Here is a 16,306-nt window from a genome sequence, read left to right as displayed (position 1 = left end):
ATAAAAATTGACGTTCACGTTGTTTGTTTCGTTCAGTTTTCAAAGAACTACTTCGCCACTCAATTGCGACTTCCTTATGTTAACATCTTCGTTTTTCGATGTCAACTAAGTTTTTTAAATTTCTTTTTTGTCGTTTACTGCGTTTCCGCATCAGCGACGTTTATTAATATATCACGCAGTATATATAGGGTCAATACTTTTTCTAAAAAAATTTCACATCCCGTTAAAAAACTAAATTAACTATAGAAAAAAATTACTACTCCTCTTTTATAGACATGCTCCTTCCACCTAATCTCTTTCTGTATTTCATCTTAAAAGAAAGCACTACTGTTCTTTAATAAGTGATAAATTTAATCATCACCTTCGTTTTCGTAAAATATTCTAAATTGTGTGTTATATTATTCCTATAGGAGTGTGGTGGGAATGGGTATTAAATATTCGAACAAAATTAATAAAATCCGAACCTTTGCATTGAGTTTAGTATTTATCGGCCTCTTCATTGCATACTTAGGTGTCTTTTTTCGCGAAAACATCATTATTATGACAACCTTTATGATGGTTGGTTTTTTAGCTGTCATCGCTAGCACTGTTGTTTACTTTTGGATTGGTATGTTATCTACAAAAACGATACAAATTATTTGTCCAAGCTGCGATAAACCAACAAAAATGCTCGGTCGTGTCGACGCATGTATGCATTGCAATCAACCTTTAACACTTGATCGAAATCTAGAAGGAAAAGAATTTGATGAGAAATATAATAAGAAGAGTTATAAATCATAGGTATATGGAGCTTACAAAACTAAAGAAGTTTCATCTCATTAAAAAGGTGATTTCTTAACTAAGAAATCACCTCTTGTATTTGTTCTTATTAAATTTGATTCTTCACTTAACATTTTAAATCCTCATGAGTCTAACACGATTCCCATATATAATAAAGAAAGAGGTCGACGTATAGCCGTCAGCCTCTTTCTTTATTATATATTACGCCTTATGACACTCTGGACAAACGCCATAAATTTCTAAGCGATGACTATTAATAACGAAGCCTGTCGTTTTTGCAGCTTCCTCTTCAAGCTGTTCCAATCCTCCATAAGGAAAATCAACAATCTTACCACATTTTTCGCAAATCACATGATAATGTTGACTTGTAACATAATCAAATCTACTTGAAGCATCCCCATAAGTTAATTCCTTTACAAGTCCAACTTCTTTAAACACACGTAAGTTATTATAGACAGTTGCAACACTCATATTTGGAAACTTACCTTCTAATGCTTTATAAATGTCATCCGCTGTTGGGTGCGTCATAGATTCCACAAGGTACTCTAAAATAGCATGACGCTGTGGAGTAATGCGTACACCCGTATTTTTCAGCATTTCTAGCGCTTCTTTTAATTCTTCTTTGACCACCGTCATGCACCCCGATTCTATACGGATTATTATTTTATAATTCTTATAAAGAGTGTACTCTTTTTCTTATAAATCGTCAATATTTCTACTATAAGTATGTGGTTTATTTTCGTATATAGCCTTATTCTTATGTATCTTCCCCCATTCCCTATACATTTACATAGAAAAAAGTGCGACATAATCGCACTTGGAATACTATCATCTGAGGAGGTATGCCCTACACTTTCACTTTATGTATCGCAAGAAAATATGTATAGACGCATGCCTTACATATGTATTTTTTCTCCTCATTAATATAGATTTATTTTATATAAGAAAGAACATCCTCAATATGCCCTTTCACTTTCACTTTACGCCACTCATTTACAAGCTCACCGTCTTTATTAATAAGGAATGTAGAACGCTCAATTCCCATGTACTCTTTTCCGAAGTTCTTTTTCAGCTTCCAAACATCGTACAATTCTGCTACTTTATGATCTTCGTCTACTAAAAGTACAAATGGAAGCTCATGCTTCTCAATGAATTTCATATGTCTATTTGCTGAATCTGGACTTACACCAAGTATAACCGTATCCTTCTCTTGAAATAATCCATATGCATCACGAAAATCACATGCTTCAGTTGTACATCCCGGAGTCATATCTTTCGGATAAAAATATAGGACTACATTTTTACCGCGAAAGTCAGCTAAGCGAATTTGTTCTCCGTTACTTCCTTCTAATGTAAATTCTGGTGCCATTTCTCCTACTGTAATCATTGTTATCACTCCTTCTCTTTTCTTTTACTATATCAAATGCGACCTTATTTTTCATTGTCTATTACAGATCTCATCACAAAGGCAAACGGTAATGTATATCCAATTAGCGCTTCTCCAATTGCAATCCATCTTCCGATTCCAATCGGAGCTATATCACCATATCCAACGGACAATAAAGTAACCGCGCTAAAATATAAACATATTTCAACGAGCTGAAAGGAATGAGCACTTAACCTATCCCCATCTTCTTTCAAAACTGCAAAACCCATTTCCTCTAGCACAACATAACTTAATCCAAACGCAATCAGTACCGTTGTATAAATCAAAAACAACGTAGCTAAATTGTACAGCGAAAAGAAACGATTGGAATTTGAATATGAACTCCATAATAATTGGACACTTCTCAAAATAGCGATTGCTGCAATTAATAGAATAAATCCCCATAACATGTCCTCCACCTCGTTTTATATGTATGAGGACTGTAGCTGATTTATCCCTTAGAAACGAACAAGCTTCTATAATTAATTTCCTGCACCACGATATCGTTTAACCCCTTGATTCCAGAGGGTAATTGCAATAGTAAAACAGATAACACCAACAATTGGAGTTGCGAAAGCATAGCTATTCCACTCTGTTTTTCTTAAAAAGTATGCTGCTGGATATACCCCAACAAATGCAAACGGTAAAACAAACGTTAAAACAAAGCGAATAACACGGTTATAAATATCAACAGGGTAGCGTCCATAATTCCCTATGTTATACATAAGCGGCATAATGGAACTTTTCGCATCCGACCAAAAGCCAAAACTTGCAAGCGTAACAAATATCCCGCCGTACACAAGTGCCCCTCCCCCTACCATGAGTAGGAATAAGAAGAAATCATACCAGTAAAAAGATAATTGCAGCTCCATTGCTGCATAACCCATCACAATAATCCCCGTAATAGCTCCAATTAAAGATTCAAGTTCCATTCTTTCTAATATAATTTGAAATAAACTATGAATCGGTCTCGTTAATATACGGTCCATTTCTCCTTTAATAATGTAACGATCATTAAAGTCCCATATATTAAAGAAAGCTGAAAAAATGGCAAACGGTACTAAAAAGAACCCATAAATAAAGATCACTTCTTCTCGGCTCCACCCTTTTAGTGCTTGGGTATGCCCAAACACAACGAGAATGAAGATTAAATTAACAGCTTGTAGTGATAAATCTGAAAGTAATCCGACGATAAAATCGCCACGATACTCCAATTTTGTTTTTATATATTGACTTGCATATTGCAAAAATAATTTTATATATATCATCTCGTCATCCCCCTTGTACGATTAGACGTTTTCTCGCCGTTTTCCACATCAGTACAATTGGAATAATAAGTATAATTGCCCAAATCACTTGAAATAATAAAGCTTCATATAACTTATTTCCTTGTATACCTTCAGAGAAAATCATACTCGGAATATAACTAATTGCTTGAAACGGTAAAAACACCATTGCTTTTTGGGCCCATAACGGATAAAAACTAATCGGTAATAATAAACCAGAAAATAAATCGATAACAACACGTTTCGCATACATAATTCCACTATTATTAAATAAGAAGAATGTAAGCATTCCTGTCATTAAATTTATTTGTGTATTAATGATAAAACTAAATATTAAAGATAAGAAGAAATATAACCACGTTTGAAAATTTGTTGTAATTTGTAATGAAAATAATAACGTAACAATAACCATACCCGGAATTGAAAAGAAAGCAAAACGAAATATCCCTTCTCCAAGCCCTTGCATAACTTTCATACCTAAATAGTTATATGGACGAATTAGCTCTACCGCCACACGTCCTTCTTGAATTTCCATCGCAATTTCTCTATCTATATTATTGAAATAAAAAGCGCGTGCCATCCATGCGATCGCAATATACGTAGTCATTTGCGAAATAGATAAACTTTCAATATTCTCTTTCCCGCTATAAATTGCTTGCCATAAAAAATAATACGCACCAATGTTAATCGTATAAATTAAAATCCCGCTGTAATAATTTGTACGATAAGCAAGCATCATTAAAAAGCGAATCCGAATCATTTCAATATACTTACCCATGCATAATACCTTCTTCATAAATGTTACGAATAATTTCCTCTGTAGACACTTCGTTAATTTTCAAATCTTTAATTTGAAAGGCTTGTACTACTTTAGAAATCAACATAGAAATGATAACTTCTTCATTCGGTATTTTTGCAACCCATGCGTTTTCTTCTTTCGCTTTTAACCAAACAACATGGCTATCTGGCATAACCATTGATAACTCCTGGTATGAAACTGGGGCAACAAACTGAAAATGTATTTCCTTCTCTACTCCCCACTGCGTACGAAGATTATCTAAAGATCCGTCATACATAATATTTCCTTCATCAAGCATGATGACGCGTTCACATAAAGCTTCAATATCAGTAATATCATGTGTCGTTAATAAAATTGTTGTTTTATAACGTTCATTCATCTCTTTTAAGAATTCTCGTATTTTCAATTTCACAAGAACATCTAGTCCAATTGTTGGCTCATCTAAAAATAATAACGGCGGATTATGAATTAACGCCGCTGCCAATTCACAACGCATTCTTTGACCAAGAGATAATTTCCGTACCGGTTTATCTAACAAAGGACCGATATCTAACGTTTCAATAACATGTTCCATATGTTCCTTATACTGAGCGTCTGATACACCGTACACTTTCTTCAATAAACGAAATGATTCTTGTACAGCAATATCCCACCAAAGCTGGGAACGCTGACCAAACACAACACCGATTGTTCTTACAAATTCTTCTCTCTGTTTGTGTGGATTCATTCCATTCACTGTAATTTGTCCTGATGTCGGAGTCAAAATCCCTGTAAGCATTTTAATCGTCGTTGATTTACCAGCACCATTCTCACCAATATAACCAACCATTTCACCTTGCTTTACAGTAAAAGAAACATCATTTACTGCTGGTACTATTTTATAATTACGATTTAATAAATCGCGAAATGCACCCTTTAATCCCGGACGACTTGAATAAGCTGTAAACTCTTTACGTAACCCTTGTACCTCAATTACCGATTTCATAATCGGACCCCCTTCCTAAATGTCACAACGAATAGTTTACCCAACTGCTCCTTCTATCACAAACAATACGTCTTTTCAAAAAACATGTTAGAATAATACATAGATTTTTGTAAGGAGATGAATTGTAGTGAATTTCACAAAATCAGAAGCGTTACATAAAGAAGCTTTAGAACATATCGTTGGTGGTGTTAATAGTCCTTCCCGTTCTTTTAAAGCAGTTGGAGGCGGTTCTCCTGTTGCAATGGAACGCGGAAAAGGTGCTTATTTCTGGGATGTAGATGGAAATAAATATATCGATTATTTAGCAGCGTATGGTCCTATTATTACTGGACATGCTCACCCACACGTGACAGAAGCAATTAAAACAGCGGCTGAAAACGGCGTACTATACGGTACTCCAACAGCATTAGAAGTAAAATTCGCAAAAATGTTAAAAGAAGCAATGCCCGCTTTAGATAAAGTCCGCTTCGTGAACTCTGGTACAGAATCCGTTATGACAACCATTCGTGTTGCTCGTGCTTACACTGGCCGCACAAAAATTATGAAATTCGCTGGTTGTTACCACGGTCATTCCGATTTAGTACTTGTAGCAGCTGGCTCGGGTCCTTCTACTCTTGGAATTCCTGATTCAGCGGGTGTGCCACAAAGTATCGCTCAAGAAGTTATTACTGTTCCATTTAATAATGTAGAAACTTTAAAAGAAGCGTTAGATAAATGGGGACATGAAGTAGCAGCTATCCTTGTAGAGCCAATCGTTGGAAACTTCGGTATTGTTGAGCCAAAACCTGGCTTCCTTGAAAAAGTTAACGAACTTGTTCACGAAGCTGGTGCACTAGTAATTTATGATGAAGTTATTACTGCTTTCCGCTTTATGTATGGCGGCGCTCAAGACTTACTTGGCGTAACCCCAGATTTAACAGCACTTGGTAAAGTTATCGGCGGCGGACTTCCAATTGGTGCTTACGGTGGTAAAAAAGAAATTATGGAACAAGTTGCACCGCTCGGCCCTGCATACCAAGCTGGTACAATGGCTGGGAACCCTGCTTCTATGGCATCAGGGATTGCCTGTCTAGAAGTACTTCAACAAGAAGGCGTATACGAGAAATTAGATGCACTTGGCGCAATGCTTGAAAAAGGAATTTTAGATCAAGCTACAAAACATAACATCGATATTACAGTAAACCGTCTAAAAGGTGCATTAACTGTATACTTCACAACAAATACAATTGAAGATTACGATGCAGCCAAAAATACAGATGGTGAAATGTTCGGTAGATTCTTCAAGCTGATGCTTCAAGAAGGTATTAATTTAGCACCTTCTAAATATGAAGCATGGTTCTTAACGACAGAACATACAAAAGAAGATATTGAATATACAATTGAAGCTGTTGGCAGAGCATTTTCTACCCTAGCGAACAATAAATAATCTCTTCATTACAAAAGGAAAAAAGAAAGCCCATCTTTCTTTTTTCCTTTTTTCTATTTCATAAATCCCTCATTAATAGTATAATTATTCATAATTATCTGTTTTATATTCTTTTATATCCTTACTATCCATGTATACAAGGCAGTTCACGCCTTAAATAGTAAGATTATTCAAAAATCTTTTTCCAGAGGGGGGATTGACGGATGCTCAACAAAAAAAATAAATGGACACCGTCTTTATTTCGGAATTATAAAAATGCAGAACACGATGCGTGTGGAATCGTTTCCGTTATGGAAAAACGAAGAATTCCTACAAAAGAAAACATCGATCTTTGTATACAATCGCTAGTCAAAATGAATCATAGAGCTGGTTTCATTAATGGCGAAGGAGATGGTATCGGAATTCATATCGACATGCCAAAAGCACTTTGGAATGAAAAACTGAAAAGTAGCGGATATAATCCAACGATTGTGGATCATCCCCACTTTATCGTTGGACATTTTTTTCTAAACAAAAAAGAAAACATTGCTGAGTTAAAAGATTACATTCGTACGCAACTAAACAATGAAAGCTTTACAATTGTTCTCGAAAATGATGATGTAATAAACTCAGATGCACTCGGTCCTCTTGGTAAACAAGAAGAACCTTTATTTTGGCAAATTGCCCTTATCGCCGAAAGTGAAGTTAAAAATATTGAACAAACATTATTTTCTGTAACAATAAAAATCGAAGAAAATGAAGCAATTCATGTTGCCTCATTAAGTCATGAACATGTTGTATATAAAGTTCTCGGTGCTGGCGATACACTCGTTGCTTATTACAATGATTTACAACACCCACTTATCGCTTCAACTATGACACTAGGACATAATCGCTATTCTACTAATACGTTATCTAATTTTTTTCGTGTACAACCATTTAGCATTCTCGGACATAATGGCGAAATTAACACGATTGCAAAATTACGCGATCAAGCTGAAATGATTAATGTACCACTTACTGCCGGGGGCAGTGATTCCCAAGATTTAAACCGCACCTTAGAAACCCTTCTCGTTCAGTATAACTACAGTTTATTTGAAGCAATGGATATATTATTTCCACCAATTATTAATGAAATAAAACTTTACGAAACAAACTTACAAAACTTATACACTTATATACGTGAGGCTTGGGGGCATTTTGCACAAGGTCCAGCTGGTATTATTTCACGTTATAAAGATGAAGCTGTTTTCAGTGTCGATTCCCTTGGATTACGCCCAGTTTGGAAAGTAGAGACAGAGAGCTCCTATATTTTCTCTTCTGAACCTGGCGTTGTATCACCAACTGAATATGTAGCAGAGCCGAAACCACTCGCTCCTGGAGAAAAAGTTGGCTTAAAATGGAATCAACAAGATGAGCTGGTTCTCTATGAATACGACAATTATCAAATTGAAGTATATAACCGTTTTAAGAAACGAATCGATGTTACCAATTATCATGTAAACTTATCTATCCCTGAAACGAAAGAAACTGAGGGATTATGTGATTCGGTTCAAGTTGAAACGAATCAATACGTCGCTTTCGGCTGGGATCGAGAACATATTCAGCTCCTTGAACAAATGGCGACAAAAGGCGTCGAACCAATTCGGTCACTTGGGCATGACTCACCACTTGCCGCACTTGATACAGATAGACGAAATATTGCTGATTTCATTAAGGAAAGTGTAGCCGTTGTTACAAATCCAGCAATCGATCGCGATCGCGAAGTTGAACACTTCTCCACACGTACTGTACTCGGAGAGCTTCCGGGTTTATTAGATAACTCTAAACAACCATTTGTAATCGAGATGCTTTCACCCATTATTTTAGAAGGGAATTTAGCTCAATCTATCGCGGCAGACTTACACACGATTACGTACGAACAACTTATACAGCTATTCATTACTCATAGCTCTGTCTCTACAATTTCTGTTACATTTAGTCCATCAGAAACTCTACAAATCGCATTAAATCGAATTAGTTCCGAAGCGATAGCAGCCGTTAAAAATGGTGCTTCCCTACTATTATTAGATGACGCTAAATCTCATCAAAATGAACTGTTATGGATTGACCCACATTTAGTTACTGCTAAAGTACATCAAGCATTAACTGAAAATAAATTACGCCGGAAATGCTCTCTCGTTATACGTTCCGGTGCCCTTCGCTCCTTACACGATATCGTCACGCTATACGGATTAGGGGCAGATGGTATTAATCCATATTTATTGTTCGCAACGGTAAATGATGAAACAAAAGTACCAATTACTAATTTGTATACCGCACTTAATAAAGGACTAGAGAAAGTAATTTCAACGATTGGAATTCATGAATTACGCGGTTACGGTCGCCTCTTCTCCTCCATTGGATTACATGAGGAAATCGCAAATATATTACAAATTACGAATTTCTTCGGTTCAAATGATTTAGCTTTTTCACTTGAATCGCTTGCTAAAGATGCAAAATCGCGGGCAGATAATTATAACAACCCTAAAATTAGAATGCGAAAATCATTTCATATATTCCCGCGGATTTGGAAAGCAATTGGAGATGTTGCAAAAGGAAATTCTTATGATGATTACCGCGACAAGTTAAGTGAATTAGAAGACAATAATCCGATTGCAATCAGACACCTTGTTCAAACGAAACAAACAAAGCATGTCGTTCCAGCTGAAGAAGTGTCTATTAGCATTCAAAATCATGATTTACCGTTTATTATTAGTTCCATGTCATTCGGTTCTCAAAATGAAATCGCCTTTCGTGCATATGCAGAAGCTGCCGATCAGCTAAATATGATTAGTTTGAACGGTGAAGGCGGCGAAATTAAAGATATGATTGGTAAGTACCCACATACACGCGGACAACAAGTTGCATCTGGCCGATTTGGAGTAAACGCTGAACTACTAAATTCATCAAATTTAATTGAAATTAAAATAGGTCAAGGAGCAAAGCCTGGTGAAGGTGGACATTTGCCTGGTTCAAAAGTGACTGCCAAAATTGCGGAAGCACGTAATGCTACAATTGGTTCGGATTTAATTTCACCTTCTAACAACCATGATATTTATTCAATTGAAGACTTGGCTCAAATGATTACAGAAATTAAAACGGCTAATCATTTTGCAAAAGTAGCTGTAAAAGTTCCTGTCGTTCCTAACATCGGAACAATTGCTGTCGGTATCGCAAAAGCTGGCGCTGACTTTATTAACATTAGTGGATTTGATGGCGGAACAGGTGCTGCGCGTATTCACGCATTGCAACATGTTGGTCTTCCTGTAGAGATTGGTGTTAAAGCTGCTCACAATGCGTTACTAGAAGCAAATATGAGACATAAAGTAGAGATTTGGGCAGATGGCGGTATTCGAAGTGTAAATGACGCCTTAAAAATCATGCTCCTCGGAGCAAACCGGATCGGATTTGGCACATTATCAATGATTGCAATTGGCTGTACAACTTGCCGTGGTTGTCATCTTGATACGTGCCACGTCGGAATTGCAACACAAATTGAATCTGAAGCTCAAGCGAAAGAACATGGACTGCGCCGTTTCGTTCCACGTGAATTAGAAAGCGCAGTTACAGGGCTATTAAGCCTATTCACTACTTTCGGTACAGAATTGAAACGTTTAACAGGGCAGCTCGGTTACACAAACTTACAAGATATTATCGGACAATCGGATTTATTAGAACAAACTCGAGGCAAGGACTTATTAGACTTACGTAATTTAATACAAACGATAGAAGATTCATCTGTGAAAATAACGGCATCTGTACAAGAAAAACAATTTGAAACAACAAATTCTCTCCAGTCAAAAGAATTAGTAAGCGTCGGCGTAGAGCAACGCGTAATGGGCGGTCTAGAATCCTGTTATCGTATTCGTAGCAAATTATATGAAAACACTCATCTTGAACCACTTACATTAAAGTATACAAACGGATCTGTTCCCGGAAACGGATTAGGCGCGTACAATAGCGAGAACTTATTTATACACGTAAATGGTGGCGCGCAAGATGGAATTGGAAAAACTTCATTTGGCGGTGGCATTTATATAACGAAAGCAAAAGGAACAGATGGAACATATTATAACGGTTCTGTCGGAAAAGGATTTGGATACGGCGCTCAAAAAGGTGCATTATACGTGCAAGGTAACGCTGATGCTCGTGCTGGCATTCGCCTTTCTGGAGCAGATATGATAATTGGAGGCAGAATTACAAAACCACTCCGCGAAAAAGAACAAGGAAATATCGGAGTATATTCTAATATAAAAGGATTTGCTTTTGAATATATGACAAATGGTCGCGCTCTTGTTTTAGGAGATCCTGGTCCATGGATTTGTGCCGGCATGACTGGTGGTGTTGTTTATTTACATCATGAGCCAAACTTAGGTTTAACAGAACACGCTTTAAAAAGAAGAATTGCTAAAGGTGCAAATGTAACATTGCAGCCAATTAGTAAAAATGGTTTGCAAGATGTGAATGAATTATTATTAGACTACATTCGTGTATTAAATGAGCACGAACAATATGAAGAAGTCGCTTTGTTAACGCCATTATTAGATGATATCCAGCTTCACTTCTATGAAATTATCCCGAAAAAAGAACAGGCGGATCCATCTATTTCAACTGAATGACATGTACAATATTTATTTTCATAAAAAAATTGACGAAGCGAGCATCGCATAGTAATCTAGAATAACAATTTGAAACCTGCTGAAATTCAGCAGGTTTTTTTATTAAAGAATAGATGTTTAAAGAGAATTTGGAGAAATTATAAATTGATTGTAATTTATTTATTAAACTTTTTAACGTCACTAAAATATCACTTGCTAACATATTGTAATGAATGTATAGTATCATGTTGTACATTCATTATGACAAGAGAAAGGATATCAATAAGGGTATGAAACTTGGTGCTCGCATTTTAAAAACGGGTATTGCCATTACATTAGCTTTATTTGCTTGTATTTTACTTCAATTACCGAGTCCTGTATTTGCGGGAATCTCAGCTATCTTTGCTGTTCAACCGTCTGTATACCGCTCGTATTTAACTGCTCTTGAGCAAATTCAAGCAAACGTAATTGGTGCTGTATTCGCTATCGTATTTGCTACTGCTTTTGGACATAATCCTTTTATTATTGGATTAACGTGTATATTAGTAATTGCTCTTACTTTACAATTACGCTTAGAAAAAACAATATCACTCGCTTTAGTAACAGTTATCGCCATTATGGAGTATCAAGGCGAAGATTTCTTTAATTTTGCCTTACTTCGATTCGCGACGATTATGATTGGAATTATTGCGGCTTCGCTTGTAAATTTAGTATTTATGCCGCCAAAATATGAAACAAAACTTTACCATCGCATCGTTGATAATACAGAGGAAATTGTTAAATGGATTCGTATGAACAGTAGGCAAGCTTCTGATTTTACAACGCTAAAAACCGATATTGATCGCATGAAAGAAAAAATGATTAAACTAAATCATTACTATTTGCTGTATAAAGAAGAAAGAAGCTATACGAAAAAAATACAATTCGCGAAAATTCGTAAGCTCGTTTTATTCAGACAAATGTTAGCGACAACAAGCCGCGCTTTAAGCACGTTAAAATCATTACATCGCACCGAAAATGAACTGCGCTATATGCCAGAAGAGTTTCAGGAATCTATTCAAAACGAACTTGATTCATTAACGCATTATCACGAACAAGTGTTATTAAAATTTATTGGTAAAGCAAAGAAACAACAATCCGTTGAGATGCTTGATGAAGTTGAAACCGGTAAACAAGAATTGATTGATATCTTTATGGATTATCAAAATAAAGACGATGAGGAAGCATATAAAATATGGTTACACCTCTTCCCTCTTATTTCTTCAATTATTAACTACAGTGAGGAAGTAGAGCATTTAGATTTACTTGTGGATAGCTTCTACACATACCATAAACCAGAAAGCGAACTCCAAATCGAAGATAAAAAAGAAGACGAATAAAAAAACAGCTCCTTTTACGCTAAAGGAGCTGTTTCTGTTATATGCTGAAGTTGATATAGATTGTAATAAAACCCCCTCTTTTTCATTAACTCTTCATGAGAACCCTTTTCTTTTATTTCACCATCTTCAACATAAATAATTGTATCAACATGCGTAATCGTCGCTAATCGATGTGCAATAATAATTGTTGTCCGATCTGCAGCTAACGTTTGCAGTGCCTCTTGAATATATCGTTCATTTTCTAAATCTAAAGCGGAAGTTGCTTCATCTAATATAAGTAAAGACGGATTCTTTAGAAAAACCCGTGCGATTGCTACACGCTGTCTTTGTCCACCAGATAATTTCACACCACGTTCCCCAACGACAGTATCATAGCCCTCTGGCAACTCTGTAATAAAATTATGAATTTGTGCAGCTTTGGCAGCTGAAATCACTTCCGCCTCTGTAGCTTTCGGATTGCCATATAAAATATTAGCCCCGATTGTATCGCTAAATAATAAATTATCTTGTAGCACAATTCCAATATGACTACGTAAATTTCTCATATTATACTTTCTTACATCTATCCCGTCTATATAAACTGCACCTTCAGAAACATCGTAAAAACGCGGAATTAAACTAGCAAGAGATGACTTTCCTCCTCCACTTGCCCCTACAAGCGCAACCTTCTCTCCCGGGCGCATAGTTAATGACAGATTATGCAATATTTCTTTTTCATCCGCATTATAACGAAAAGAAACATTATCAAATATAACTTCCCCATCTAGCCTTTTCGCTTGCACCGCATTTGGCACATTAACAATATCGTATTTTTCATCCAACAATTCAAACACTCGATCCATCGAAGCGAAAGACTGTGTTAATGTTGTAGATGAATTAACAAGGCGACGAAGCGGACTATATAAACTATCCATATATCCAACAAAAGCAACCATCGTACCCAGTGTTAACGACCCTTGAATTACCTCATATGCCGCAAAACCAATAACAAGTAACGGCCCTAAATCCGTTAACGTATTCACTACCGAAAACGTTCTCGCCGTCCAACTCGTATGAGTTAGTGCTTTCGTTAAAAATTCATTGTTTCTCTTTTCAAACTGTCCTCTTTCATACTCTTCTAATGCAAAACTACGTGTCACTTGCATCCCTTGAATACGTTCATGTAAATACCCTTGCATAGTTGCTAACGCTTGCGAGCGCTCTTTCGTCAATTTTCGAAGGCGCCCGAAAAAATATTTCACTGCAACTACATAAATAGGTAAGATTAATAAAGCAACAAAGGTTAATTTTATATTCATAGAAAACATAACGATAATGGCAATAACAATTGTTGCAGTATCTAACCAGACATTCATAAGACCAGTAATTACAAAGTCCTTCGTTTGTTCTACATCATGGATTACACGTGAAATAAGCTCCCCTGTTTTTGTGTTCGAATAATAACGTAAGCTCAATTTTTGCAAGTGCCCAAAAATGTATTTTCGTAAATCGTATAGTATTGTATTGGCAATGCGCTGCGCGAAATATTGACGATAATATTCTATCGGCGGTCTTACTACTGCAAAAATAAAAAAAGCAATCCCAATTGCGGTTATTAATTGAGACGTTTTTTCTTGAAGCGATCCCGTGCCTTGAATAACATCATCAATAATATACTTTAATAACCATGGCATAATAAGCGGGATACCGAACTTCACAAGACCAATAATAATTGTAATAGCAATAAGCCATCGATATGGTTTAACAAATTGTAAATATCTTTTTATACCTTGCACATAATCCCCCCTCTAATAGGACAAACCTGCCGGGAAATTCCCTGCAGGTTTGTTTTAATTTCTGTACATTAAATATCTTTCGTACCACATATCTACGAAATCCGGTGCGAATGGACCTTTTCTTTGATGAATCCACTGTGTTAAATGTGCTACATTTCGTTTTAAAATTGTATCAATAACAGGTGGATACTGCATGATTTGACTATGCTTTTCATACTCATCTTCATCCAAAAGTGTATATGTCATATCTGGATACACTTTAATGTCTAAGTCGTAATCAATATACTTTAATGCTTCAGAGTCATATGCAAAAGGAGAACTTAAATTACAATAATAATATACTCCTTCTTCTCTCAGCATTCCAATTACATTAAACCAATAATTAGCATGGAAGTAACAAATCGCAGGTTCGCGAGTAACCCATGTTCGACCATCTGATTCCGTAACTACTGTACGATCATTTGCTCCGATCACAAGGCTCTGCGTCCCTTTTAAAATTGTTGTCTCTTCCCACATTCTATGAATGAAGCCATTATGTTTATAACTATGTATTTGTACCTTTTCTCCTTCTTTGGGAAATCCCATATATGCTCCCTTCTTTCAACCGCAAATGCTTTTCTTAAGTTGTCTTAACTACCCCTTGAACTGCATTCACTTTTTTTCTATTATAACTTTTTTGTCAAAATTTTAAAACTAAAGCGATAGGACACTTGTTTTCATGAGGAATATAATGAAGTTTGTATTATTGAATACCACATTACTAACCCTTTTAACGAAGGAACATTTCCTATGAATTAGCAATACGTATTTTAGAAGATTAAACGAAGATATAACAAAAAGAAAAGCCCCCTCACCTCTGTTTAAGAAAGGACTTTTCACCTAAAATCAACAACATATCTCACCCTTAATTTGAAATTATTTTTTCGGTTTCAAAAGATTGAATCACATTATTCGTTTGCTGTTCAAATTTTTCATGCAAAAGTTTTAATGCTATTTCTGTTCTATATATTTCTTGACGGATAAAATGCAATTCTTTTTTATCGCACGTATCCCTTCCACTCATTTCAATTTGCTGATACTTCTCTAAATGTGATTGTAACTTTAAAAGCTCATCCATCGTTTCCAACTGCTCTCCTACCAACTTATCAAAATCGTTCATCACTTACCCCCTTTTTGATTCATTCGCCAGTTATAATTCCTATTACATATTTTCTAATCGTGAACTTCTTTCTCCTTTGACTATATTTGTTGACTTATTAGAAGTTATGTCGTTCCCTTTATTTTCATTACAGTGACACGCACACAAAGAAAACACTTCTCTCGAATTGGAGAAGTGTTTTTCTTTCATTACTCGTTTGAACTAGAAGATTGTGATTGTTTTGCAGCTGATTGTGCATTTTGTTTTTTCACTGCATGCACATCTGTTTCAGTTGCAAACTCTGTACCATAACTAGCATTTGCACTTTGAGCAGCAGAAGCTTGTGCTTTCTGTGCCTCTGATTGTGCGTTCGCTTGTTTTACTGCTTGTACATTCGTTTCAGTTGCAAACTCTGTACCATAGCTAGCATTTGTACTTTGAATGCTAGCACCAGAAGTTGCCTTATTATAACCTTGTTGTTTTTTACTCATCTTTCTCACCTCCACAATCAATAATGTAACCAATTCACTTAGAAGTTATCCCTAATTTTCTTTTTAAAAATTCACGTATATATCTCTTATCACTCATTCAAACTACATATGATGGAGGTGGGAATATGTATACTGGACGTGATATGACTGATGTTAGACTAAAAAGTAGACACAGGTTAATATGATAAAAAATGAACTAAAT

Annotated in this window: 14 protein-coding genes; 4 read left to right on the top strand and 10 right to left on the bottom strand. The window is 35.8% G+C overall.

All coding sequences use genetic code 11. From position 1 onward, the window contains the following. Window positions 1-423 precede the first annotated feature (423 nt). Complete coding sequence (locus AB3X49_RS08780) at window positions 424-780, top strand: YgzB family protein (RefSeq protein ID WP_002125074.1); 357 nt, start codon at window positions 424-426, stop codon at window positions 778-780. A gap of 201 nt (window positions 781-981) precedes the next feature. On the opposite strand, the gene perR is transcribed toward AB3X49_RS08780, so the two are convergent. The 6 genes from perR to AB3X49_RS08750 form a co-directional block, all read right to left on the bottom strand. Further along, window positions 982-1,410 (bottom strand): peroxide-responsive transcriptional repressor PerR, encoded by a 429-nt coding sequence (gene perR / locus AB3X49_RS08775; protein ID WP_000237831.1) that lies wholly within the window; start codon window positions 1,408-1,410, stop codon window positions 982-984. Between the two features lie 301 nt (window positions 1,411-1,711). Then, window positions 1,712-2,167: a thioredoxin-dependent thiol peroxidase gene (gene bcp, locus AB3X49_RS08770; RefSeq protein ID WP_002029647.1), complete on the bottom strand. Its 456-nt coding sequence runs from the start codon at window positions 2,165-2,167 to the stop codon at window positions 1,712-1,714. 44 nt (window positions 2,168-2,211) lie between these two features. Then, window positions 2,212-2,616 (bottom strand): potassium channel family protein, encoded by a 405-nt coding sequence (locus AB3X49_RS08765; RefSeq protein ID WP_002125072.1) that lies wholly within the window; start codon window positions 2,614-2,616, stop codon window positions 2,212-2,214. Between the two features lie 72 nt (window positions 2,617-2,688). Then, on the bottom strand, window positions 2,689-3,474 hold the full coding sequence (locus AB3X49_RS08760) for an ABC transporter permease (RefSeq protein ID WP_002125070.1): 786 nt from the start codon (window positions 3,472-3,474) through the stop codon (window positions 2,689-2,691). A 4-nt stretch (window positions 3,475-3,478) separates the two neighbouring features. Next, window positions 3,479-4,270 (bottom strand): ABC transporter permease, encoded by a 792-nt coding sequence (locus AB3X49_RS08755; protein ID WP_002140292.1) that lies wholly within the window; start codon window positions 4,268-4,270, stop codon window positions 3,479-3,481. Beyond that, on the bottom strand, window positions 4,263-5,276 hold the full coding sequence (locus tag AB3X49_RS08750) for an ABC transporter ATP-binding protein (protein WP_002010347.1): 1,014 nt from the start codon (window positions 5,274-5,276) through the stop codon (window positions 4,263-4,265). The genes AB3X49_RS08755 and AB3X49_RS08750 overlap by 8 nt, the downstream gene beginning before the upstream one ends. A gap of 127 nt (window positions 5,277-5,403) precedes the next feature. On the opposite strand from AB3X49_RS08750, the gene hemL reads away from it, so the two are divergent. The 3 genes from hemL to AB3X49_RS08735 all read left to right on the top strand — a co-directional run bounded on the left by hemL (window position 5,404) and on the right by AB3X49_RS08735 (window position 12,700). Next, the gene (gene hemL / locus AB3X49_RS08745) at window positions 5,404-6,702 is read left to right on the top strand and encodes a glutamate-1-semialdehyde-2,1-aminomutase (RefSeq protein WP_002010346.1); all 1,299 of its coding nucleotides are present in this window, start codon (window positions 5,404-5,406) and stop codon (window positions 6,700-6,702) included. Window positions 6,703-6,905: 203 nt separating this feature from the next. Then, window positions 6,906-11,342, top strand: coding sequence for a glutamate synthase-related protein (locus tag AB3X49_RS08740; protein ID WP_367961569.1), 4,437 nt, complete (start codon window positions 6,906-6,908; stop codon window positions 11,340-11,342). A 269-nt stretch (window positions 11,343-11,611) separates the two neighbouring features. Then, the gene (locus AB3X49_RS08735) at window positions 11,612-12,700 is read left to right on the top strand and encodes an aromatic acid exporter family protein (RefSeq protein WP_002063696.1); all 1,089 of its coding nucleotides are present in this window, start codon (window positions 11,612-11,614) and stop codon (window positions 12,698-12,700) included. 14 nt (window positions 12,701-12,714) lie between these two features. On the opposite strand, the gene AB3X49_RS08730 is transcribed toward AB3X49_RS08735, so the two are convergent. From AB3X49_RS08730 to AB3X49_RS08715, 4 genes are all read right to left on the bottom strand, one after another. Then, window positions 12,715-14,475, bottom strand: coding sequence for an ABC transporter ATP-binding protein (locus tag AB3X49_RS08730; RefSeq protein ID WP_002169212.1), 1,761 nt, complete (start codon window positions 14,473-14,475; stop codon window positions 12,715-12,717). Between the two features lie 54 nt (window positions 14,476-14,529). Next, complete coding sequence (ntdP, locus tag AB3X49_RS08725; protein ID WP_367961567.1) at window positions 14,530-15,060, bottom strand: nucleoside tri-diphosphate phosphatase; 531 nt, start codon at window positions 15,058-15,060, stop codon at window positions 14,530-14,532. 319 nt (window positions 15,061-15,379) lie between these two features. After that, window positions 15,380-15,634, bottom strand: a complete 255-nt coding sequence (locus AB3X49_RS08720) for a YgaB family protein (protein WP_002010338.1) — start codon at window positions 15,632-15,634, stop codon at window positions 15,380-15,382. A gap of 188 nt (window positions 15,635-15,822) precedes the next feature. Further along, complete coding sequence (locus AB3X49_RS08715; protein ID WP_002125062.1) at window positions 15,823-16,104, bottom strand: gamma-type small acid-soluble spore protein; 282 nt, start codon at window positions 16,102-16,104, stop codon at window positions 15,823-15,825. Between the last annotated feature and the right edge of the window lie 202 nt (window positions 16,105-16,306).

This window comes from Bacillus sp. C30, from assembly GCF_040838255.1.
GTDB lineage: Bacteria > Bacillota > Bacilli > Bacillales > Bacillaceae_G > Bacillus_A > Bacillus_A mycoides.
This window is presented reverse-complemented; position numbering and strand designations above follow the sequence as displayed.

Excerpts from the sequence above, each read along its gene's own strand:
- AB3X49_RS08780 (WP_002125074.1), top strand. The coding sequence starts at position 424 with ATGGGTATTAAATATTCGAACAAAATTAATAAAATCCGAACCTTTGCA.
- bcp (WP_002029647.1), bottom strand. The coding sequence starts at position 2,167 with ATGATTACAGTAGGAGAAATGGCACCAGAATTTACATTAGAAGGAAGT.
- AB3X49_RS08765 (WP_002125072.1), bottom strand. The coding sequence starts at position 2,616 with ATGTTATGGGGATTTATTCTATTAATTGCAGCAATCGCTATTTTGAGA.
- AB3X49_RS08760 (WP_002125070.1), bottom strand. The coding sequence starts at position 3,474 with ATGATATATATAAAATTATTTTTGCAATATGCAAGTCAATATATAAAA.
- AB3X49_RS08755 (WP_002140292.1), bottom strand. The coding sequence starts at position 4,270 with ATGGGTAAGTATATTGAAATGATTCGGATTCGCTTTTTAATGATGCTT.
- AB3X49_RS08750 (WP_002010347.1), bottom strand. The coding sequence starts at position 5,276 with ATGAAATCGGTAATTGAGGTACAAGGGTTACGTAAAGAGTTTACAGCT.
- AB3X49_RS08740 (WP_367961569.1), top strand. The coding sequence starts at position 6,906 with ATGCTCAACAAAAAAAATAAATGGACACCGTCTTTATTTCGGAATTAT.
- AB3X49_RS08735 (WP_002063696.1), top strand. The coding sequence starts at position 11,612 with ATGAAACTTGGTGCTCGCATTTTAAAAACGGGTATTGCCATTACATTA.
- ntdP (WP_367961567.1), bottom strand. The coding sequence starts at position 15,060 with ATGGGATTTCCCAAAGAAGGAGAAAAGGTACAAATACATAGTTATAAA.
- AB3X49_RS08720 (WP_002010338.1), bottom strand. The coding sequence starts at position 15,634 with ATGAACGATTTTGATAAGTTGGTAGGAGAGCAGTTGGAAACGATGGAT.
- AB3X49_RS08715 (WP_002125062.1), bottom strand. The coding sequence starts at position 16,104 with ATGAGTAAAAAACAACAAGGTTATAATAAGGCAACTTCTGGTGCTAGC.